We start from the raw sequence: 19,774 nt of genomic DNA, 5'->3' as shown, positions 1-19,774 counted from the left end.
CCCGCCATGGTGCCGGAGCTGCCGCCGCTCCCCGCCCTGACGCGCGCCGAGGGCGACCTCGTCGACACCTACCTGGAGGTCGTCGACCTCCTCGGGAGGATCAATCCATCCAGATCCACGCATACCTATGGGGCACTTCGCGCGGCTCAGGCACTGGTGGGGCGCGCGACGGCCCTCCGGGACGCCCTGACGCTCATGCATATGCGGGGCGAGAGCGAGGTCCACGCCGACACATTGGCGCGCGCGTTGAGGGTGTTGGACGGAGAGCGGCGGACCGGCCGGGTCACCGTCCCCGACGAACCCCCGAGTTGACACTCCCGCGTGTCGTGTCGAGGGCCGCCCGGGGCACGAGACCGCAGAATCCCTCCCCCGTTCGGCGTAGTCGACGAATCGACATGAAGCTCAGACGAGTTGCGCAACAGGTGTACGCATCTGGCGGAATTGGGCGTTCCGCCGCAGGTGCGGGGCTCATCGGGCAAAGCTCCGAAGATCCCGAAACCCGACTGTCCACCCGTATGGATCAGTCGTGAGGAGCCTCACATATCGCCGTTTCAGCTCGGATTTCGCCCTGGATGTGGGTCAAGATCCTCGACGACGACAAGCCCCCGCCACCCACGGCGGGGCGGTCCGGGCGGACGCCGAGTCCTGCCGCTGTCCCGGACGCCTGGTCGACAGGAGTGGATCGGCAGGAGTGGAGGACCCAGGCAGTACGGGGCGTTCGCGCAGTGTGCGGACGTTCCTTGGGGTGAAGCCGCAGCCGCGGCCGGGCATCTTCGCCTGCCCGAACCCGACAGGTCATCCTTCACAGGCGGCTGACGAAGGGTTGCGCATGACTGCGCAGATTCATGTCCCGTCCCTGCTGTCCCGGGCCGGAGCCGTCACGGCTCTCACCCTCGCCGCCGTCGGCGGCACGCTGCTCGCCCCAGGAGCGGCGCCGGAGGCCCAGGCCGCGACGTCCTACGCCGACAAGGCCTTGAACGTCGCCGCCTCGAAGAAGGGATCGCCCTACAGGTACGGAGCCTCGGGACCCGGCCGTTTCGACTGCTCGGGCCTCACGCTCTACTCGTACAAGAAGGCGGGCAAGACGCTGCCCCGCACCGCGCAGCAGCAGTACAACAAGACCCGGCACATCTCGGCGGCCGGCCGGCAGAAGGGGGACCTGGTCTTCTTCCATTCCGGCGGACGGGTGTACCACGTCGGAATCTACGCGGGTAACAACAAGATCTGGCACTCGCCGAAGACCGGCTCATGGGTGAAGCTGGACAAGATCTGGAGCTCCAAGGTCCTCTACGGCCGCGTCCGCTGACGGGCGGACCCGCCGCACCCGCGCACCGGCCCGATCAGCCGATGCGCTGAACCCCGCGGACGAACGCGCCGCACGACGGTGCGGGAGGAGCGCCCGGTGGCGCCGCCGGCCCCTCCTCCCGCCCGGCACACTTCCTGTTCGGCACACTTCCTTGTTCGGCACGCTCCCTACGCGGCGTGCGCCGCGGGCCAGGGCAGCCTGATCCAGACGGTCTTGCCGCCCTCCTCCGTGGGCGTCACCGTCAGCCGCCCGCCGGCCTCCGCGGCCAGACAGCGGATGATCACCATGCCCCGCCCGTTGTCCTGCTGCACGGCGGCGGGCAGCCTGCGCGGCCAGCGCGGATGGCTGTCGGTCACTCCGATGCGCAACTGCTCGTCGCGCTCCAGGCGCACGTCGACCGTGAAGGTCGGCGACTGGCCGAAGGTGTGCTGCACCGCGTTGGTCGCCAGCTCCGAGACGATCAGCCGCACGGTGTCCGCGATCTCGTCCGCGTCGTCGAGCCCCCAGGACCCGAGGACCTCGGCGACGTACCGCCGGGCGGCCGGCACCGAAGCGGGATCGCTCGGCAGCGTGAGGGTTGCTTCCTGGTGATCTGCCATGGCGACGCTGTCCCTTTCCCACCGGGCCCGGCCCCGGATTGCGCTGCGCGCCAGACTGCCACCGATCGCACCGCGCTGGGTGGCGATCGGCCAAGATATACGGATATCTGTCGCCCGATGCGGTGAACGGTGCGACGGGCGACCGGACACGCGTGCGTGACCTACGGTCGGACCGCGTCCCGCCCCGCCGCCACCGCCCCGGCCGGTGCCGTCCGCAGGATCGTCGCGACGGCCCGCTCGATCTGCCCGTCCGTGAGGTCCGCGCGCGCGGTCAGCCGCAGGCGCGAGATGCCGTCCGGGACCGACGGCGGCCGGAAGCAGCCGACGCCGAGACCCCGTTCGCGGCAGTCCGCCGCCCACCGCAGCGCCTCCTGCGGCCCCGGGGCGCGCACCGAGACCACGGCCGCGTCCGGGCGGGCGGCGGTCAGCCCCGCCCCGGTCAGCAGCGTGTGCAGGCGGCCCGCCACGCCCCGGGCCCGGGCGGCGAGCCCGGGCTCGGCCGCGATCAGCCGCAGGCTCGCGAGGGCGCCGCCCGCCGCGGCCGGGGCGAGCCCCGTGTCGAAGATGAAGGTGCGGGCCGCGTTGACCAGGTGCTCGATGACCCGGGCCGGTCCGAGGACCGCGCCGCCCTGACTGCCGAGCGACTTGGAGAGGGTGAGGGTGGCGACGACGTCCGGGGCGCCCGCGAGCCCCGCCTCGTGGAGCGCGCCGCGCCCGCCCGCGCCCAGGACGCCGAAGCCGTGCGCGTCGTCGACGACCAGGCCCGCGCCGTGCGCCCGGCAGACGGCGGCCAGCTCGGCGAGCGGCGCCCGGTCGCCGTCCACGGAGAAGACGGAGTCGCTGACGGCCAGCGCCCGGCGGCCCGGGTGGGCGCCCAGGGTCTTGGCGACGGCCTCCGGGTCGGCGTGCGGGACCACGGCCGTCTCGGCGCGCGCGAGCCGGCAGCCGTCCACGATCGAGGCGTGGTTGGCGGCGTCGGAGACGATCAGCCCGTCCCGGTCGGAGAGCGCGGTCAGGGCGGCCAGGTTGGCGGTGTAGCCGGAGGAGAAGACCAGCGCGGCCTCGAAGCCGCTGAACTCGGCGAGTTCGCGCTCCAGGCGCGCGTGCAGCCGCGTGGACCCGGTGACGAGCCGCGAGCCGGTGGAGCCCGCGCCCCAGCGGCGGGCCGCGTCGGCCGCCGCCTCGGTGATCTCCGGCCGGCGGGTGAGCCCCAGGTAGTCGTTGCCCGCCAGGTCGAGCAGCTCGGAGTCGGCGGCCCGGGGGCGCAGCGTGCGCACCAGGCCCGCCCGCTCGCGCTGCCGGGCCGCGGTGTCCGTCCAGTCGAAGGCGCCGGGGCGCGGGTCCCGTCCCGCGCTCGGGTCCTGCGGGTCCTCGGCGTGCGACGGCATGACGGATCCTTTTGTAGGCAGCGCACAGACCCTAACCGCCCCGGGTCGAGGTCAGGGTGTGGCCATGCACACACCTCAATCGGGGTCGTTTGTTCAGATCCTCCTTGGCCGAGGGGCGTGCGGTAGGCCAGGATCAGCGCTTATGGACCTGCTGAACACGCTGGTGGACAAGGGGCTGCGGCGCGAGTCGCCGACCCGTGAAGAAGCGCTCGCCGTACTGGCGACCTCCGACGACGACCTGCTCGATGTGGTGGCCGCTGCCGGCAAGGTGCGCCGGCAGTGGTTCGGGCGCCGGGTGAAGCTCAACTATCTGGTCAATCTGAAGTCCGGCCTGTGCCCCGAGGACTGCTCGTACTGTTCGCAGCGGCTCGGCTCCACGGCGGGGATCCTCAAGTACACGTGGCTGAAGCCCGACGAGGCGTCCGCCGCGGCCGCCGCGGGTGTCGCGGGCGGCGCGAAGCGGGTCTGCCTGGTGGCGAGCGGTCGCGGCCCGACGGACCGCGACGTGGAGCGGGTCGGCAAGACCATCGAGGCCATCAAGGAGGGGAACGAGGGCGTGGAGGTCTGCGCCTGCCTCGGTCTGCTCTCGGACGGCCAGGCGGAGCGGCTGCGGGAGGCCGGCGCCGACGCGTACAACCACAACCTGAACACCTCCGAGGCGACGTACGGGGAGATCACCTCCACCCACACGTACGCGGACCGGGTGGACACCGTGCAGAAGGCGCACGCGGCGGGCCTGTCCGCCTGCTCGGGCCTCATCGCGGGCATGGGCGAGAGCGACGAGGACCTGGTCGACGTCGTGTTCGCGCTGCGCGAGCTCGACTCGGACTCGGTGCCGGTGAACTTCCTCATCCCCTTCGAGGGCACCCCGCTGGCCAAGGAGTGGAACCTCACCCCGCAGCGCTGCCTGCGGATCCTGGCGATGGTCCGGTTCGTCTGCCCGGACGTCGAGGTGCGGATCGCGGGCGGGCGCGAGGTCCACCTGCGCTCGATGCAGCCGCTGGCGCTGAACATCGCCAACTCGATCTTCCTCGGCGACTACCTGACCAGCGAGGGCCAGGCCGGCCAGGCCGACCTGGACATGATCGCCGACGCGGGCTTCGAGGTGGAGGGCGCGGGCACGACGACCCTTCCGGCGCACCGCGCGGACGCGGTGGCCGCCGCCGCCGCGGCGGGCGGCGGGTGCGGCTCGCACGCGGAGGCGGCCGGTGGCGGCTGCGGCTCGCACGCCTCGGCCGGCGGCTGCGGTCCCTGCGGCGGCCCGGTGGCCGAGCAGGCCGCCCCGGCCGCCTCCGCCTCGGCTTCCGAGGCGAGGACCGACCTGGTGGCGGTGCGCCGCCGGGGCGCCGGTACGGACCTCGCGCCGAATGCGTAACGACGAACTGCTGGCCCTGGACCGGGCGCACGTCTGGCACCCGTACGGCCCCATGCCGGGCCGCGCGGAGCCGCTGGTCGTCGCGTCCGCGTCCGGGGTACGGCTCCGGCTCGCCGAACCCGCCGAGGGCCAGGACGAGTTGGTGGACGGCATGTCCTCCTGGTGGTCGGCGGTCCACGGCTACAACCACCCCGTCCTGAACGAGGCGGTGCGCGGCCAGCTCGACCGGATGAGCCACGTGATGTTCGGCGGGCTCACCCACGAGCCGGCCGTCCGGCTCGCCACCCGCCTGGTCGAGATCACGCCCGAGCCGCTGCGGCACGTCTTCCTCAGCGACTCCGGCTCGGTCTCCGTCGAGGTCGCGGCCAAGATGTGCCTCCAGTACTGGCGCTCGGTCGGCCGCCCCGGCAAGCAGCGGCTGCTGACCTGGCGCGGCGGCTACCACGGCGACACCTGGCAGCCGATGTCGGTGTGCGACCCGGAGGGCGGGATGCACGAGCTGTGGTCCGGCGTCCTGCAGCGCCAGGTCTTCGTCGACGCGCCGCCCGCCACGTACGAGGAGTCGTACGCGGATCTGCTGCGCGAGGCGATCGGGCGGCACGCGGACGAACTGGCCGCGGTGATCGTGGAGCCGGTGGTGCAGGGCGCGGGCGGCATGCGCTTCCACTCCCCCGCGTACCTGCGGGTGCTGCGCGAGGCCTGCGACGAGCACGGCGTGCTCCTCGTGTTCGACGAGATCGCGACCGGGTTCGGGCGGACGGGAGAGTTGTTCGCCGCCGACCACGCCGGGGTCTCGCCGGACGTCATGTGCGTCGGCAAGGCGCTGACCGGCGGCTATCTGTCGATGGCGGCGACGCTCTGCACGAGCCGGGTCGCCGAGGGCATCTCGCGCGGCGAGGTCCCCGTGCTGGCCCACGGCCCCACCTTCATGGGCAACCCGCTGGCCTCGGCCGTCGCCCTCGCCTCGATCGACCTGCTCCTCTCCCAGGACTGGCGGGTCGAGGTGAAGCGCGTCGAGACGGGGCTCCGCGAGGGCCTCGCGGAGGCGGCCTCGCTCCCGGGCGTGCGGGACGTCCGCGTGTTCGGCGCGATCGGCGTCGTCCAGCTCGACCACGAGGTCGACATGGCGGCGGCGACGCGGGCGGCGGTCCGGGCGGGCGTGTGGCTCCGCCCCTTCCGGGACCTGATCTACACGATGCCCCCGTTCGTGACCGGCGACGAGGACCTGGCCCGCATCGCGACCGCGGTCCGCGAGGCGGCCCGCGCGGGCTGACCGTCCCGAAGGCCCGGACCCGCACCACCCCCGAAAGGACCCCCACCATGTCCGTCATCGTCGTCACCGGCACCGGCACCGAGATCGGCAAGACCGTCGTCACCGCCGCGCTCGCCGCCACCGCCGTCGCCGCCGGCCGCTCCGTCGCCGTGCTCAAGCCCGCTCAGACGGGTGTCGGCCGGGGAGAGGCGGGGGACGTGGAGGAGGTCCGGCGGCTGGCGGGGGCCGTGGTGGGGGCCGAGCTCGCGCGGTTCCCCGAACCGTTGGCGCCGGACACCGCCGCGCGCCGCGCGGGGATGGCCCCGGTCTCCCCGGCGGAGGTCGCGCAGGCGGCGGCGAAGCTGGCGGCGGAGCACGACCTGGTCCTGGTGGAGGGCGCCGGCGGCCTCCTCGTCCGGTTCGACGAGGAGGGCGGGACGCTCGCCGACGCGGCCCGGCTGCTCGGTGCGCCGGTGCTGGTGGTCGCCCCGGCGGGACTCGGCACCCTCAACTCCGTGGCGCTGACCGCGGAGGCGCTCCGGGCGCGCGGGATCGAGCAGTCGGGCGTGGTCGTCGGCAGCTGGCCCGAGGAGCCGGACCTGGCGATGCGGTGCAATCTGGCGGACCTGCCGAGGGTGGCGGAGGCGCCGCTGCTCGGCGCGGTCCCGGCGGGCGCCGGCGCCCTCGACCCGGCGGAGTTCCGGGCGGCGGCGGCCGGTTGGCTGGCCCCCGCGCTGGGCGGGAGCTGGGACGCGGAGGCGTTCACCGCGCGGTTCGCCGAGCCGTTCACGGCGGCGCGGGAGGCCTGAGCTCCGTACGCTGGCCCGCATGCGTGCCCATGTTCAGGAGATCGTGTTCGACTGCGCCGACCCGGCCGCCCTCGCCCGGTTCTGGTCGGCCCTGCTCGGCGGGGCTCCGGTCGACCGGAGCCCGGACTGGTCGTACGTCGATCCGCCGGGTTTCGCGCGGATCGCGTTCCAGCGGGTGCCGGAGGGCAAGGCGGTGAAGAACCGTCTGCACCTGGACGTGGAGGTGGCCGACCCGGTGGCGGCGGCCGACGAGGTGCTGCCGTGGGGCGCGCGCCGCTCGGGCGGTCCGGTGACGGACGAGCAGGGCACGTTCCAGGTGATGCACGACCCGGAGGGGAACGAGTTCTGCTTCGTGACGGGGTGAGCGCCCGGGACGCGGGCCGAGGCTGGGGCTGCCCCCGCGGTCGAGGCCCGCGGGCCGAGGCTGAGTCCGCGGTCGAGGCCCGCAGGCCGAGGCCGCGCCCGGGACCACGCCCGCGACCGCGACCGAGGCCAAGGCCGCGCCCGGGACCGTCGGCGGGCCCCTCCCCGACGTCAGGCGTCCGCGCGGAAGGTGCGCCGGTACGCGGCCGGTGTCGTGCGCAGCGCCTCGTGGAAGCGGCGGCGCAGGTTGACCGCCGAGGAGAGGCCGACCCGGTGCGCGATCGTCTCGACGGGCAGGTCGGTCTCCTCCAGGAGCGCGCGGGTGGCCGCGAGGCGCCGGTCGAGCAGCCAGCGGGCCGGGCTGATGCCCAGTTGCTCGGTGAAGCGCCGGGTCAGCGTGCGGGCGGAGAGCCGCGTGTACGCGGCCATCTCGGCGACGCTGGTCGGCCGGTCGAGCCGCCCGGCGAGCCATTCGAGGAGCGGGGCCAGCGAGTCGGCGACCGGCCCGGAGGTGGGGAGTTCGGCGTACTGCAGCTGGCAGCCCTCCCGGTGCGGCGGCATGACCAGCTGTCGGGCGATCCGCATGGCGTACGCGGCGCCGTGGTCGCTGCGCACGAGGTGCAGGCAGAGGTCCACGCCGGCGGCGGATCCGGCGCTGGTGGCGACGTCGCCGTGGTCCACGTACAGCACGGCCGGGTCGACCCGGACCCGGGGGAACCGGGCGGCGAGGCCGGCGGCCCTGGCCCAGTGGGTGGCGGCTCGCCGGTCGTCGAGCAGTCCGGCGGCGGCGAGCACGAAGGCGCCCGAGCTGAGCCCGACGATCCGCGCGCCGCGCCGGTGCGCCCGGCGGACCGCCGCGATCACCTCCGGCGGCACCTCGGCGTGGTCCGCGTCCTCCCGGCCGGGCACCAGCACGGTGTCCGCGCGTTCCAGCGACTCCAGGCCCTGGGTGACCAGCAGCTCGTAGCCGGTCCGGGTGGTGAGCGGGCCGGGCCGTTCGGCGCAGACCTCGAAGGCGTAGCGGGCGGGGATCGCCGGGGCGTGGTCGCCGAAGACCTCGGCGGCGCAGGACAGCGGGAAGGTCGACTGCCGGGGCTGGAGCAGGGCCACCACCCGGTGCGGCGGGTGGGGGTTCGGCAGCGGACGGGACGGCGTCATGGCGCGAAAGTACCCCTTCATGTCGGTCGGGACACTGGGAACGGGCAATTGGTCCAGACCATGATCGCTGCTGTGACCACCACGCAGACACGGCACCACCCGTCCCCCCTCCCCGGCTCCCCCGGCTCCCCCGTACCGCCCGCCCGACTCCCCCTGTGGGACCGGCGCTTCACCCTCTACTTCGCCGCCCGCACCGTCTCCCTGTTCGGCGACGCGATGATGCCGGTGGCCGCCGCGCTCGCGGTCGGCGCGCTCTACGGGATCCCCGGGGCCGGTGTCGTCCTCGGCACCTGGACCGGCACGTTCGTCCTCCTGGTCCTGTTCGGGGGCGTGTTCGCCGACCGCTTCGGCGCCCGCCGGATGATGATCGGCGCGGACCTGGCCCGGGTGCTCACGCAAGGAGTGCTCGCGGTCGCGTTCTTCGCCGGGCGACCGCCGTTCTGGCTCCTCGTCGCCATGGCGGCGCTGGCGGGCGCGGCGGTCGCGATGTTCCTGCCGGGGGTGAACGGCATGGTCCCGCTGGTCGCCGCCGAACCGCAGCGGGCCAACGCCACGCTCAAGGTGGCCGACGCCCTCGCCCATCTGCTGGGCCCCGCCCTCGCCGGGCTGCTGATCACGCTGACCGGCGCCGGGACGGTGTACGCGATCGACGCGGGGACCTTCCTGCTCAGCGCCCTGTGCCTGGCGTCGATCCGGTTCGCCCCGGCCGTCCCGGCCGCCGGGGAGCCGGCGGCGTCGGCGGCGTCGGCGGCGTCGGCGGCGTCGGCGCGTTCGCTCCGCCGGGACCTGCGGCAGGGCTGGCACGAGTTCCGCTCCCGCACCTGGATGTGGGCGGTGATCCTGATCTGGGTGGTGTACGGCGTCCTGATCTTCGGCCCGCTGGTACCGCTGGGTTCGGCGCTGGTCGGCGCCCGCCTCGGCCCGAACGCGTACGGCCTCGCGGTGTCCTTCCTGGGCGTCGGCACGGTGCTCGGCGGCCTGCTCGCGCTGCGGCTGCGTCCGGCCCGGCCGCTGGCCGCGGGCGCGGGGGCGATGGCGCTGTACACGGTCCTGCCGCTCTGCGTGGCCCTGGACGCCGGACTGCCGCTGCTCTTCGCGGGCCATGCCGTCGGCGGCGGCGCCCTGGCGTTCTGGTCGGTGATGTGGGCGACCAGCGTGCAGACCCACACGCCCCCCGCGGTGCTCAACCGGGTCAGCGCGTACGAGCTGGCCGGATCGGTGTCGGGCATCGCGCTCGGCCAGATCCTCGCGGGTCCCGCCACCGCGCTGGCCTCCCCGGAGCGCCTGCTGCTGGTCTCGGCGGGCACCTGCCTGGCGGGCTGCGCGGCGCTGCTCGCGATCCCGGCGGTCCGCGGCCTGCGCCGTGCCGAGGCGGCGCCGGACATGGCAGGCTGAGGGACCGTCACCCGACACCCGTCCCCGGCCGCCCGTCGACCTGGAGGTACCGCCGTGGTCCCGTCCTTTCGTTTCGCCGTCACCATGCTCACGCCCGGCACGGGTGTCGAGTGGCGGGCGCGCTGCCGCCGGGCCGAGGAGCTGGGGTACGACCTGATCCTGGTCGCGGACCACCTCGGGATGCCCGCCCCGTTCCCCTCGCTGGTGGCGGCGGCCGAGGCCACGACCCGGCCCCGGCTCGGCACCTTCGTGCTCAACACGGGTTTCTGGAACCCGGTGTTGCTGGCCCGCGAGGTGGCCACGACGGCGGCGCTGACCGACGGCCGGCTCGAACTCGGCCTGGGCACCGGCTATGTGCGGGCCGAGCACGAGCGGGCCGGGATCCCGTTCCTGCCGCCGGGCGAGCGGGTCGGCCATCTCGCCCGTACCGTCGAGGAGTTGGCCGGGACGCTGAAGGGCGGGGAGGGCAACCCGCGCACTCCCCTGCTCATCGGCGGCAACGGGAACCGGGTGCTGCGGCTCGCCGCCCGGTACGCCGACGTGACGGCCTTCAGCGGCGGCCGCTTCACCGGCGACGCGGTGACGGTGCTGACCGCGACGGAGGTCGCCGCCCGGGTGGAGGCGTACCGGGGCTTCGAGCGGGAGGCCGGCCGCGCCACGCCCGCGGAGCTCAACCTGCTGATCCAGCGGGTGATCGTGACGGAGGACCCGTCCGCGGCGGCGGCCGAGTTCCTGCCGCGGGCCCCGTATCTCACCGAGGAGCAGGTCCTGGACCTGCCGATCCTCGCGATCGGCACGGTGCGGGAGATCGCCGACCGGGTGCTCGCGCTGCGGGAGCGGTTCGGCTTCTCGTACCTCACGGTGCTCGACGACGCGATGGAGGCGTTCGGCCCGGTGATCGCACTGCTGCGGGAGCGCGCCGACGCCTGACGTCGGCTCCTGAGGCCCCGCCTCCGGAGGCCCCGCCCGCCCGTGAAACACGGTCGACGGGCGGGCCCGGCCGGTGGTGGGATGCCGGCATGGACGATCTTCGGATACGGGCCGCCGCGGCGGCCGACCTCGACGCCGTGCTCGCCTTCTGGAAGGACGCCGCGGAGGGCACGAGCATCAGCGACGACCGCGCGGGCGTGGCGCGGCTCGTCGAGCGGGACCCCGACGCGCTGCTGCTCGCCGAGCGGGACGGGGCGCTGGTCGGGACGGTAATCGCCGGCTTCGACGGCTGGCGGTGTCATCTCTACCGGCTCGCCGTCCACCCGGAGCACCGGCGCCGGGGCATCGGCGGGGCGCTGCTCGCCGCGGCCGAGGAGCGTTTCGTACGGCTCGGCGGCCGGCGCGCGGACGCCATGGTGCTGGACCGGAACGAGCGCGGGCAGGCCGCGTGGCGGGCGGCGGAGTACGGGCCGCAGGAGCAGTGGACCCGCTGGGTGAAGCCGCTCGCTCCCCCTTCCGTCCGCTGATCGCCCGCCCTTTTGCCCATCCTTTACTATGGGTGGTCAGAATTCGGTCATCCGATCAGCCACAGCGCTGCCCCGCACTATCGAAAGGTGTGAGCGTCCGCCCATGGGCGAGCCTCCCAGTAGCCGTTCCCGAAGCCGACATCGCGCGGTCCTCCCTCCCCTGACTGATCATGGGACTCGTCGAGGGACGGAGGTGAACCGATGACCGAGGTACTGCTCCTCTTCGTGGCGCTGCTGCTCGCGCTGGCCTGCGGTGCCTTCGTCGCGGCGGAGTTCTCGCTGACCACCGTCGAGCGGGGCGAGCTCGAAGCCGCCGCCGAGCGCGGCGAGCGGGGCGCCGCCGGCGCCCTCAAGGCCGTCAGGTCGCTGACCTTCCAGCTCTCCGGCGCGCAGCTCGGCATCACCGTGACCAACCTGGTCGTCGGCATGCTCTCCGAGCCCTCGATCGCCAAACTGCTCCAAGGACCGGCCGAGGCCCTCGGCCTCTCCCCCTCGGTCGCCTCCTCGGTGGCCCTCGTCGTCGGCACCGCCCTGTCGACCGTCGTCCTGATGGTCGTCGGCGAGCTGGTCCCCAAGAACTGGGCGATCTCCTCGCCGCTCGCGGTCGCCAAGGTGGTCGCCACTCCGCAGCGGATCTTCACCGCCGCGTTCAAGCCGCTGATCAGCCACCTCAACAACACCGCCAACCGCATCCTGCGCCGGCTCGGCATGGAGCCGACCGAGGAGCTGGCCTCCGCCCGCTCCCCGCAGGAGCTGGTGGCCCTGGCGCGCCACTCCGCCAAGGAGGGCTCCCTGGAGGCGGACACCGCGGAGCTGTTCGTCCGCACCCTCAACCTCGCGGAGCTGACCGCCGAGAACGTGATGACCCCGCGCGTCCAGGTCACCGCCCTGGAGGTGCAGGCCACGGCCGAGGACGTCGCCAACGCGACCCGCGCGACCGGCCTCAGCCGCTTCCCCGTCTACCGGGGCAACCTGGACTCGGTCGTCGGCATCGCCCACATCAAGGACGTCCTCGCGATACCCGCCGACGAGCGCCCGCGCCGCCGCATCGGCGAGATGCTGCGCGAGCCGCTCCTGGTGCCCGAGAGCCTCACCGTGGACCGGCTGCTCGACCGCCTCTCCGGCAAGCAGACGATGGCCGTCGTCATCGACGAGTACGGCGGCACGGCCGGCGTCGTGACCCTGGAGGACATCGTCGAGGAGGTCGTCGGCGAGGTGCGGGACGAGCACGACCCTCACGAGACCTCCGACCTGGCACCGGCCGGTGAGGACGCCGACGGGCGCCCGCTGTGGTCCGCCGACGGCGCGGCCCGCACGGACCAGCTGGAGGCCATCGGCCTGAAGGCGCCGGAGGGTCCGTACGAGACCCTGGCCGGCGTCCTGGCCACCGAGCTCGGCCGGATCCCGGCCGTCGGGGACACCGTGGAGCTCGCCGGCTGGCGGCTCGACGTGGTGGACGCCTCCGGGCGGCGCGCGGCGCGCGTGCTCCTGCACGCCCCGCTCCCCGGCACCGGTGAGGACACGTACGAGGAGGCCGGCCGATGATCGCGGTCCAGCTGTTGATCGGCTTCGCGACCCTGGTCGTCAACGCCTTCTTCGTCGGCGCCGAGTTCGCCCTGATCTCCGTGCGCCGCAGCCAGATCGAGCCGCTCGCGGAGGCCGGGAACCGCCGGGCCCGCAGCGTCATCTGGGGCCTGGAGCACGTCTCCGCGCTGCTCGCGGCGGCCCAGCTCGGCATCACGCTGTGCACCCTGGTGCTGGGCATCGTGGCCGAGCCGGCCATCGCCCACCTCCTGGAGCCGGTCTTCGACGCCGTCGGCGTCCCGCACGGCCTCGTGCACCCGATCTCGTTCGTGATCGCGCTCTCGGTCGCCACCTACCTGCACATGCTGCTGGGCGAGATGGTCCCGAAGAACATCGCGCTGGCCGAACCGGCCCGCTCGGCGCTGGCCCTCGGCCCGCCGCTGGTGACCGTGGCCCGGGCCCTGCGCCCGGTGATCTTCGCGATCAACGCGTTCGCCAACGCGATCCTGAAGCTGCTGCGGGTGGAGACCAAGGACGAGGTCTCGGCCACGTTCTCCGACGACGAGCTGGCCCGGATGGTCACCGACGCCGGTGACGCCGGCCTGCTCGACGACCGTGCCGCCGAGCGCCTGCACGACGCCCTGGAACTGGGCCGGCGCCCGGTGCGGGACGTCGTGATGCCGGTGGAGAAGGTCGTGTACGCGCAGGTGGGCACCACTCCGGAGGAGCTGGAGGCGCTGTCGGCGCGGTCCGGGTTCTCCCGCTTCCCGGTGGTCGACTCGGCCCGCCGGATCCTGGGCTACCTGCACGTGAAGGACGCCCTGGACGTCACCCCGCGTGACCTGCCGTTCCCGGTGACGTCGCTGCGCCCGATCGCCCGGGTGCGGGCGGCGACGCCGCTGGACGACGTCCTGACGGCGATGCGCCGCAGCCGGACGCACCTGGCGGCGGTCGTCGACGAGGACGGGCGCCCGGCCGGTCTGGTGACGATGGAGGACGTGCTGCGCGAACTGGTGGGACCCCCCTCGGGGGCGTGACGCGCCCGCGCGCCGAGAACACGGGGAAGGGCCCGGGACGCACACCGTCCCGGGCCCTTCCGGCGTCCGCCCGCGGGCCGCAGGGGCCTGACCCAGACAGGTCCTACGGGTCGGGGCCTACGGACCTGGCCTACGGGTCGGGGCCTACGGGCCGGGGCCTACGGGCCGGGGCCTACGGGCCGGGCCTACCGACCAGGCCTACGGGTCGGGGCCTACGGACCGGGGCCCACCGACCAGGGCCGCCGACCGGGCCCTACCGACCCGGCGCCTGGAGCGCGGTCGACGCGATCCAGGCGTCGAGGAGCGTGCGGTCGCCGGAGCGGTCGAAGCGGGGGGCGTCGGCGGCGTACCGCCCGTGCAGGAGCAGCAGGAGGTCGGCGGCGGTGCCCGCGACGCCCGCGGTGGGCTCGCCCTCGGCCCGGCGCCGCCAGGCGAAACCGCCGCCGCCGAGGGTGATCGTCCAGGCGGCGCCGGTGTCGGTCGCGGTCAGCCGGAGGCTCGCGCCGTCCCGGTCGAGCTGGGCGACGGGTTCGGCGGCCCAGGAGAAGTACGGGAGGTTCTCCAGGAACTCCTCGACGCCGTCGCCGGCCGTCGCCGGATCGACCGGCGCGGGCTCCCGGCCGAGGGCCAGCTCGGCGTCGGCGAGACGGACGACCGCCTCGAAGAGCAGCCGGCGCGGGTAGAACCGTACGTGCGGGTCGCCGCCGTGCACCCACACCGGGGCGTCCGGCTCGGCCTCCCGCAGCACCCGCAGAGCTCGCTTCGCACTCTCGGCGAGCCAGTCCGGGTAGCCGGCCGGGTCCGCCGGCAGGTCGAGCGGCACGTCGGCGGACCGGACCCGTCCGGTCGCCCGGGTGCGCACCAGGTGTTCCGTACGGCGATGGGTCGCGCCGTGGTGCCGCACGAGATCGGCGAGGCTCCAGCCGGGGCAGCTCGGCACGGGCGTGGCGGGGTCGGCGTCGCGGACGAGCGTGACGAAGCTCTCGACGTATCCGGCGGCCCGATCGCAGCGGGCGAGGTGCGCGTCGCCCGACAGGCCCAGGCCGGCCGGGACCTTCAGGAACCGCTCGCGGCGGGGTCCCGGGGGCTGCCGCAGGGCGGCGGCGCGGAAGAGTCCGTCCAGGGTCCGCCGGTCGGCGGCGGGAAGCCCGTCCAGGAGCCGCGCGGTGTCCGCGAGGCCCGGCCCGTCCGCCCCGGGGTCGTGCGCCGTGGCCAGCTCGGCCACGGCCTCGGCCAGCGCGCTCAGCAGCGCCTCGCTCATGGGTCTGCCCCTCCCTGCTCCTCCGGGCCACCGCGGCCATACCGCGCGGTACGATCGCTGGGCCATGGAGATCAATGCCACGTACACCAGTCTTGTCGCCGTGGGCGACAGCTTCACCGAGGGTATGTCGGACCGGAAGCCCGACGGTTCCTACCGCGGCTGGGCCGACGTCCTGGCCGGCCGGCTGGCCGCCCGCACGCCCGGCTTCCGCTACGCGAACCTGGCCGTGCGCGGCAAGCTGATCGGCCAGATCGTCGACGAGCAGATCGACACAGCGGCGGCGATGAAGGCCGACGTCGTGACCCTCGTCGGCGGGCTCAACGACACCCTGCGGCCCTCGTGCGACATGGGCCGGGTGCGCGGCCTGCTCGGCGAGGCCGTGGAGCGCCTCGCGCCGTCCTGCGGACAGCTGGTCCTGATGCGCAGCCCCGGCCGCAACGGGCCGGTCATGGAACGCTTCCGCCCGCGCATGGAGGAGCTCTTCGGGTACGTGGACGAGCTCGCCGCCCGGCACGGCGCCCTGGTGGTCGACCTCTACGGCGCCCCGGCCCTGGGCGACCCCCGGATGTGGGACGTGGACCGGCTCCACCTCACGGCCGACGGGCACCACCGGGTCGCGGAGGCGGTCTGGCAGACCCTGGGCCTGGCGCCCGAGGAGGACTGGCGGGCCCCGCTCCCGGCCGCCGTGCCGCCGGGCTGGGCCAGCCGCCGGATCGCCGACGCCCGCTTCGCCCGGCAGCACCTGGTCCCGTGGATCGGGCGCCGCCTCACCGGCCGCTCCTCGGGCGACGGGCGCGCCCCGAAGCGGCCGGAGCTGTTGCCGTACGACGTGACGCCGCTCTCGTAGCAAACTCCAGCCCGGACCCTGGCGCCGACCTGCAGAAACCGCCAGTAGAATCGGTCCACGTGACAGCTGCGACTGCGAAGCCCCGCATCCCCAACGTCCTGGCCGGCCGCTACGCCTCCGCGGAGCTCGCCGTCCTCTGGTCCCCCGAGCAGAAGGTGAAGCTGGAGCGCCAGCTGTGGCTGGCCGTGCTGCGTGCCCAGAAGGACCTCGGGATCGAGGTTCCGGACGCGGCGCTCAGCGACTACGAGCGGGTCCTCGACGAGGTCGACCTCGGCTCCATCGCCGAGCGCGAGAAGGTCACCCGGCACGACGTGAAGGCCCGCATCGAGGAGTTCAACGCCCTCGCCGGCCACGAGCACGTCCACAAGGGCATGACCTCTCGTGACCTCACGGAGAACGTCGAGCAGCTCCAGATCCGGCTCTCCCTGGAGCTGATGCGCGACCGTACCGTCGCCGTCCTGGCCCGGCTGGGCAAGCTGTCCGCCGAGTACGCGGAGCTCGTCATGGCGGGCCGCTCGCACAACGTCGCCGCCCAGGCCACCACCCTCGGCAAGCGTTTCGCGACCGCCGCCGACGAGCTGCTCGCGGCCTACGCGCGCCTGGAGGACCTCCTCGGCCGCTACCCGCTGCGCGGCATCAAGGGCCCGGTCGGCACCGCCCAGGACATGCTCGACCTGCTCGGCGGCGACGCCTCGAAGCTGGCCGACCTGGAGCAGCGCATCGCCGGACACCTCGGCTTCGCGCACGCCTTCACCTCGGTCGGCCAGGTCTACCCGCGCTCGCTCGACTACGACGTGGTCACCACCCTGGTGCAGCTGGCCGCCGCCCCGTCGTCGATCGCCAAGACGATCCGTCTGATGGCCGGCCACGAGCTGGTGACCGAGGGCTTCAAGCCCGGCCAGGTCGGCTCGTCGGCCATGCCGCACAAGATGAACACCCGCTCCTGCGAGCGCGTCAACGGCCTGATGGTCATCCTGCGCGGCTACGCGTCGATGACCGGCGAGCTGGCGGGCGACCAGTGGAACGAGGGCGACGTCTCCTGCTCGGTGGTCCGCCGGGTGGCCCTGCCGGACGCGTTCTTCGCCTTCGACGGCCTCCTGGAGACCTTCCTCACCGTCCTGGACGAGTTCGGCGCCTTCCCCGCGGTCGTCGCCCGCGAGCTGGACCGCTACCTGCCGTTCCTGGCCACCACCAAGGTCCTCATGGGCGCCGTCCGCGCCGGTGTCGGCCGCGAGGTCGCCCACGAGGCCATCAAGGAGAACGCCGTCGCCTCCGCCCTCGCCATGCGCGAGCAGGGCGCCGAGCGCAACGAGCTCCTGGACAAGCTGGCCGCCGACGACCGGATCCCGCTGGACCGGGCGCAGCTGGACGCGCTGATGGCCGACAAGCTGTCCTTCACCGGTGCCGCCGCCGACCAGGTCGCCGTCGTGGTCTCCCGCATCGAGGAGATCGCCAAGCAGTACCCGGAGGCCGCCGGCTACACCCCCGGGTCGATCCTCTGACCCGAACCCCCCGGTTCTCCGCCGAGGAGCTCCAGGCCGCCCGTGACCACGTCGTCCCCGACGTGGCCGCGGGCGGCCTTTCGGTCCTCCTGTGCGGGATCAACCCGGGGCTGATGACCGCCGCGACGGGCCACCACTTCGCCCGCCCGGGCAACCGCTTCTGGCCGGTGCTGCACCTGTCCGGCCTCACCCCGCGGCAGCTCGCGCCCGCGGAGCAGGACGAACTCCTCGCGTACGGCCTCGGCATCACCAACGTGGTGGCGCGGGCGACCGCGCGGGCGGACGAACTGAGCGCCGAGGAGTACCGGGAGGGCGGCCGGATCCTGACCGAGAAGGTGGAGCGGCTCGCGCCGCGCTGGCTGGCGGTCGTCGGGGTCACCGCGTACCGCACGGCCTTCGGCGAGAAGAAGGCGCCGATCGGTCCGCAGGAGCGGACGATCGGCACGACCCGGATCTGGGCGCTGCCCAACCCGAGCGGGCTGAACGCGCACTGGACGGCACAGTCGATGGCGGAGGAGTTCGCCCGCCTGCGCGAGGCGGCCGGACTGCCGGACCGACGCGAGGGCTGACCCGGGGACGGCTGGGCGGGGGCTGACCCGGGTCGGCGGTGCGGGGCCGCCACCGGGGACGGCGGAGCGAGGGCTGACCCGAGGTCGGCTGGGCGGTCGCGGGCCGGTTCACGGCGGTGCGGTCGCGGGCCGTTCACGGCGGGTCGACCTCGGTCACGCACACGAGCAGCCGGTACGTATCCCCGGCGGCGGCCAGCAGACCGAGCGCGATCCAGCGCCGCTCCACCCGCCAGAGTTCGACGTCGGGCACGGAGGCGCTCAGCAGGTCCCAGGGCTCCGGCATCCGCTCCCCGCGCTCGGCGCGCAGGAGCAGCGAGCCGAGCGCGAGGCGGTCGGGCGGGCCCCAGCGGGCGGCGAGCAGCCCGGCGAGGGCCGTCCGCTCCGCCTCCGCCTGACCCGCCGGGTCGGGGTCGGCGGCGGCGTCGCCGGTGGCTAACTCGGCCAGGTGGTGGGCGCGGTCGCCGAAGGGGCGGGCCCGCAGCAGGTCGAGGGCGGCGAGGTGCCGGTCCGGGGTCATGGGTCCAGTAAAGCGGCAGGCACCGACAGCTGGTGGTCCGTCAGACGCCCGGCCGCTCCGGTTCCGCACCGGGCGGCACTCGCCCCACCTACGCCCATTGAGTAACATCCGGGCAAAGAGGCGCACGAGCTGGGAGGCACACGTGGGGCGGCTGACCGGCGGAGATCCGTCGCTGCTGCGGCGGATCAACTCCGCGGTGGTACTCCATGCGCTGCGGGGCTCCGACGCGCTGACACTCACGGATCTGACCCGGGTCACGGGCCTGTCACGGCCGACGGTCGAGGGCGTGACCGAGGGGCTCATCGAGGGCGGTCTGGTCGTCGAGTCGGCGCCCGAGGAGGGCGAGGCGCGACGGCAGGGCCGGCCGGCCCGGAGGTTCCGCTTCCGGGCGGAGGCGGGGCACCTGCTCGGCGTGGAGATCGGCCCGCACCGGGTGGCGGCGCTGATCTCCGGTCTGGACGGCCGGATCATCGGCGCGGGCTCCCGTGAGGTGGCCGAGACGGCGCCCGAGGACGAGCGTCTGGACCGGGTGCGGACGGTGGTGGCCGACGTGCTGCGCAGGACCGGGGTGCCCCGGTCGAACCTGCGGGCGGTCGGCGTGGGCACGCCGGGGATCGTGGAGGCGGACGGCACGGTCCGCCTCGGCACCGCGCTGCCCGGCTGGACGGGCCTGGCGCTCGGCGAGCGGCTGCGGCGTTCGTTCCGCTGCCCGGTCATCGTGGAGAACGACGCCAACGCGGCGGCGGTCGCCGAGCACTGGAAGGGTGCCGCGAGCGACTCCGACGACATCGTCTTCGTCCTCGCCGGGCTGAGCCCCGGCGCCGGTTCGCTGATCGGCGGCCGGCTGCACCGCGGTTACGGCGGGGCGGCCGGTGAGATCGGGGCGTTGCACCTGCTCGGCCGGGGCGTCACGCCCGAGCACCTGCTCTCGACCACGGACGAGCCGCTGCACCCGCTGGACGAGCAGGCGGTGGCCGAGGTGTTCGCGCTGGCCCGGCAGGGCGACGCGCGGGCCGGGGCGGCCGTGGAGCGGTTCATCCAGCGCCTGGTGCACGACGTGGCGGCACTGGTGCTCGCGCTCGACCCGGAGCTGGTGGTGATCGGCGGCTGGGCGGCCGGCCTGGACGGGGTGCTGCAGCCGCTCCGCGACGAGCTGGCGCGGTTCTGCCTGCGGCCGCCGCGGGTGGTCCTGTCGATGCTGGGGGAGGCGGCGGTGGGCACGGGCGCGCTGCGGCTGGCGCTCGACCACGTCGAGGAGCAGCTGTTCGCGGTGGACGGCACGGTGTCGGCCCGCCGTTGAGCCGTAGGGCGCGGCCCCGCGCGCGGGGCCGCGCCGTACAACGGAGCGGGCCCGTCGTCCGGGCGCCGTACCGACGGCGTCCGGGCGACGGGCCCGGTCTGTGCGTGCGCGGGGG

20 protein-coding genes and 1 riboswitch are annotated in these 19,774 nt (G+C 74.5%); of the genes, 15 read left to right on the top strand and 5 right to left on the bottom strand.

Translation table 11 applies throughout. From position 1 onward, the window contains the following. Positions 1–6 precede the first annotated feature (6 nt). Both AB0Q96_RS12800 and AB0Q96_RS12795 read left to right on the top strand, forming a co-directional pair. Positions 7–312 carry a hypothetical protein gene (locus tag AB0Q96_RS12800; RefSeq protein WP_365324539.1) on the top strand — a complete coding sequence of 102 codons (306 nt, stop codon included), beginning with the start codon at positions 7–9 and terminating at the stop codon, positions 310–312. Positions 313–626: 314 nt separating this feature from the next. Further along, a riboswitch (cyclic di-AMP (ydaO/yuaA leader) is annotated at positions 627–826 on the top strand. Positions 827–829: 3 nt separating this feature from the next. Further along, positions 830–1,306 carry a C40 family peptidase gene (locus AB0Q96_RS12795; RefSeq protein WP_365324537.1) on the top strand — a complete coding sequence of 159 codons (477 nt, stop codon included), beginning with the start codon at positions 830–832 and terminating at the stop codon, positions 1,304–1,306. A 167-nt stretch (positions 1,307–1,473) separates the two neighbouring features. On the opposite strand, the gene AB0Q96_RS12790 is transcribed toward AB0Q96_RS12795, so the two are convergent. Both AB0Q96_RS12790 and AB0Q96_RS12785 read right to left on the bottom strand, forming a co-directional pair. Further along, positions 1,474–1,905 carry an ATP-binding protein gene (locus tag AB0Q96_RS12790; RefSeq protein WP_365324535.1) on the bottom strand — a complete coding sequence of 144 codons (432 nt, stop codon included), beginning with the start codon at positions 1,903–1,905 and terminating at the stop codon, positions 1,474–1,476. Positions 1,906–2,066: 161 nt separating this feature from the next. Then, positions 2,067–3,293: an 8-amino-7-oxononanoate synthase gene (locus AB0Q96_RS12785; RefSeq protein WP_365324533.1), complete on the bottom strand. Its 1,227-nt coding sequence runs from the start codon at positions 3,291–3,293 to the stop codon at positions 2,067–2,069. Between the two features lie 142 nt (positions 3,294–3,435). On the opposite strand from AB0Q96_RS12785, the gene bioB reads away from it, so the two are divergent. From bioB to AB0Q96_RS12765, 4 genes are read left to right on the top strand one after another with little or no spacing between them, the layout of a single operon-like run. Beyond that, positions 3,436–4,668, top strand: coding sequence for a biotin synthase BioB (gene bioB / locus AB0Q96_RS12780; protein WP_365324531.1), 1,233 nt, complete (start codon positions 3,436–3,438; stop codon positions 4,666–4,668). After that, complete coding sequence (locus tag AB0Q96_RS12775; RefSeq protein ID WP_365324529.1) at positions 4,661–5,941, top strand: adenosylmethionine--8-amino-7-oxononanoate transaminase; 1,281 nt, start codon at positions 4,661–4,663, stop codon at positions 5,939–5,941. The genes bioB and AB0Q96_RS12775 overlap by 8 nt, the downstream gene beginning before the upstream one ends. A 47-nt stretch (positions 5,942–5,988) precedes the next feature. Continuing rightward, positions 5,989–6,729, top strand: coding sequence for a dethiobiotin synthase (gene bioD, locus AB0Q96_RS12770; protein ID WP_365324527.1), 741 nt, complete (start codon positions 5,989–5,991; stop codon positions 6,727–6,729). Positions 6,730–6,748: 19 nt separating this feature from the next. After that, a complete protein-coding gene (locus AB0Q96_RS12765; RefSeq protein WP_365324526.1) occupies positions 6,749–7,093 on the top strand; it encodes a VOC family protein in 345 nt (114 codons plus the stop codon). A 170-nt stretch (positions 7,094–7,263) separates the two neighbouring features. Here AB0Q96_RS12765 and AB0Q96_RS12760 read toward each other — a convergent pair whose 3' ends face one another. Beyond that, positions 7,264–8,250: a helix-turn-helix domain-containing protein gene (locus tag AB0Q96_RS12760; protein ID WP_365324524.1), complete on the bottom strand. Its 987-nt coding sequence runs from the start codon at positions 8,248–8,250 to the stop codon at positions 7,264–7,266. A gap of 72 nt (positions 8,251–8,322) precedes the next feature. Here AB0Q96_RS12760 and AB0Q96_RS12755 point away from each other — a divergent pair, with 72 nt between their 5' ends. The 5 genes from AB0Q96_RS12755 (at position 8,323) to AB0Q96_RS12735 (ending at position 13,663) form a co-directional block, all read left to right on the top strand. Continuing rightward, entirely contained in the window at positions 8,323–9,645 is a 1,323-nt protein-coding gene (locus AB0Q96_RS12755) for an MFS transporter (protein ID WP_365324522.1), read from the top strand. Between the two features lie 54 nt (positions 9,646–9,699). Beyond that, a complete protein-coding gene (locus AB0Q96_RS12750) occupies positions 9,700–10,575 on the top strand; it encodes a TIGR03621 family F420-dependent LLM class oxidoreductase (RefSeq protein ID WP_365324520.1) in 876 nt (291 codons plus the stop codon). 89 nt (positions 10,576–10,664) lie between these two features. Next, a complete protein-coding gene (locus AB0Q96_RS12745) occupies positions 10,665–11,102 on the top strand; it encodes a GNAT family N-acetyltransferase (RefSeq protein WP_365324518.1) in 438 nt (145 codons plus the stop codon). A 201-nt stretch (positions 11,103–11,303) separates the two neighbouring features. Continuing rightward, complete coding sequence (locus AB0Q96_RS12740) at positions 11,304–12,647, top strand: hemolysin family protein (RefSeq protein ID WP_365324516.1); 1,344 nt, start codon at positions 11,304–11,306, stop codon at positions 12,645–12,647. Next, complete coding sequence (locus tag AB0Q96_RS12735; protein ID WP_365324515.1) at positions 12,644–13,663, top strand: hemolysin family protein; 1,020 nt, start codon at positions 12,644–12,646, stop codon at positions 13,661–13,663. The genes AB0Q96_RS12740 and AB0Q96_RS12735 overlap by 4 nt, the downstream gene beginning before the upstream one ends. Positions 13,664–13,916: 253 nt before the next feature. On the opposite strand, the gene AB0Q96_RS12730 is transcribed toward AB0Q96_RS12735, so the two are convergent. Beyond that, positions 13,917–14,924 carry a maleylpyruvate isomerase N-terminal domain-containing protein gene (locus tag AB0Q96_RS12730; RefSeq protein WP_365324513.1) on the bottom strand — a complete coding sequence of 336 codons (1,008 nt, stop codon included), beginning with the start codon at positions 14,922–14,924 and terminating at the stop codon, positions 13,917–13,919. Between the two features lie 64 nt (positions 14,925–14,988). Here AB0Q96_RS12730 and AB0Q96_RS12725 point away from each other — a divergent pair, with 64 nt between their 5' ends. From AB0Q96_RS12725 to mug, 3 genes are read left to right on the top strand one after another with little or no spacing between them, the layout of a single operon-like run. Continuing rightward, positions 14,989–15,771 (top strand): SGNH/GDSL hydrolase family protein, encoded by a 783-nt coding sequence (locus AB0Q96_RS12725; RefSeq protein WP_365324511.1) that lies wholly within the window; start codon positions 14,989–14,991, stop codon positions 15,769–15,771. Positions 15,772–15,830: 59 nt separating this feature from the next. Continuing rightward, positions 15,831–17,273, top strand: a complete 1,443-nt coding sequence (purB, locus tag AB0Q96_RS12720; RefSeq protein WP_365324509.1) for an adenylosuccinate lyase — start codon at positions 15,831–15,833, stop codon at positions 17,271–17,273. Beyond that, on the top strand, positions 17,270–17,842 hold the full coding sequence (gene mug, locus AB0Q96_RS12715; protein ID WP_365324747.1) for a G/U mismatch-specific DNA glycosylase: 573 nt from the start codon (positions 17,270–17,272) through the stop codon (positions 17,840–17,842). Before purB ends, mug begins: the two co-directional genes overlap by 4 nt. 133 nt (positions 17,843–17,975) lie before the next feature. On the opposite strand, the gene AB0Q96_RS12710 is transcribed toward mug, so the two are convergent. After that, on the bottom strand, positions 17,976–18,359 hold the full coding sequence (locus AB0Q96_RS12710) for a hypothetical protein (RefSeq protein WP_365324507.1): 384 nt from the start codon (positions 18,357–18,359) through the stop codon (positions 17,976–17,978). A 142-nt stretch (positions 18,360–18,501) separates the two neighbouring features. Here AB0Q96_RS12710 and AB0Q96_RS12705 point away from each other — a divergent pair, with 142 nt between their 5' ends. Then, positions 18,502–19,659 (top strand): ROK family transcriptional regulator, encoded by a 1,158-nt coding sequence (locus AB0Q96_RS12705; RefSeq protein ID WP_365324505.1) that lies wholly within the window; start codon positions 18,502–18,504, stop codon positions 19,657–19,659. Positions 19,660–19,774: the final 115 nt, after the last annotated feature.

This window comes from Streptomyces sp. NPDC093111 (assembly GCF_040683955.1).
In the GTDB taxonomy this organism is placed as follows: Bacteria; Actinomycetota; Actinomycetes; order Streptomycetales; family Streptomycetaceae; genus Streptomyces.
The sequence above is the reverse complement of the archived record's forward strand: the minus strand, read 5'-3'. Positions and strand labels throughout refer to the sequence as shown.

Coding starts and splice junctions, on each gene's coding strand:
- AB0Q96_RS12785 (WP_365324533.1), bottom strand. CDS start 3,293: ATGCCGTCGCACGCCGAGGACCCGCAGGACCCGAGCGCGGGACGGGAC.
- AB0Q96_RS12775 (WP_365324529.1), top strand. CDS start 4,661: ATGCGTAACGACGAACTGCTGGCCCTGGACCGGGCGCACGTCTGGCAC.
- AB0Q96_RS12725 (WP_365324511.1), top strand. CDS start 14,989: ATGGAGATCAATGCCACGTACACCAGTCTTGTCGCCGTGGGCGACAGC.
- bioB (WP_365324531.1), top strand. CDS start 3,436: ATGGACCTGCTGAACACGCTGGTGGACAAGGGGCTGCGGCGCGAGTCG.
- AB0Q96_RS12735 (WP_365324515.1), top strand. CDS start 12,644: ATGATCGCGGTCCAGCTGTTGATCGGCTTCGCGACCCTGGTCGTCAAC.
- AB0Q96_RS12730 (WP_365324513.1), bottom strand. CDS start 14,924: ATGAGCGAGGCGCTGCTGAGCGCGCTGGCCGAGGCCGTGGCCGAGCTG.
- AB0Q96_RS12745 (WP_365324518.1), top strand. CDS start 10,665: ATGGACGATCTTCGGATACGGGCCGCCGCGGCGGCCGACCTCGACGCC.
- bioD (WP_365324527.1), top strand. CDS start 5,989: ATGTCCGTCATCGTCGTCACCGGCACCGGCACCGAGATCGGCAAGACC.
- AB0Q96_RS12790 (WP_365324535.1), bottom strand. CDS start 1,905: ATGGCAGATCACCAGGAAGCAACCCTCACGCTGCCGAGCGATCCCGCT.
- AB0Q96_RS12800 (WP_365324539.1), top strand. CDS start 7: ATGGTGCCGGAGCTGCCGCCGCTCCCCGCCCTGACGCGCGCCGAGGGC.
- AB0Q96_RS12765 (WP_365324526.1), top strand. CDS start 6,749: ATGCGTGCCCATGTTCAGGAGATCGTGTTCGACTGCGCCGACCCGGCC.
- AB0Q96_RS12795 (WP_365324537.1), top strand. CDS start 830: ATGACTGCGCAGATTCATGTCCCGTCCCTGCTGTCCCGGGCCGGAGCC.
- AB0Q96_RS12760 (WP_365324524.1), bottom strand. CDS start 8,250: ATGACGCCGTCCCGTCCGCTGCCGAACCCCCACCCGCCGCACCGGGTG.
- AB0Q96_RS12740 (WP_365324516.1), top strand. CDS start 11,304: ATGACCGAGGTACTGCTCCTCTTCGTGGCGCTGCTGCTCGCGCTGGCC.
- AB0Q96_RS12710 (WP_365324507.1), bottom strand. CDS start 18,359: ATGACCCCGGACCGGCACCTCGCCGCCCTCGACCTGCTGCGGGCCCGC.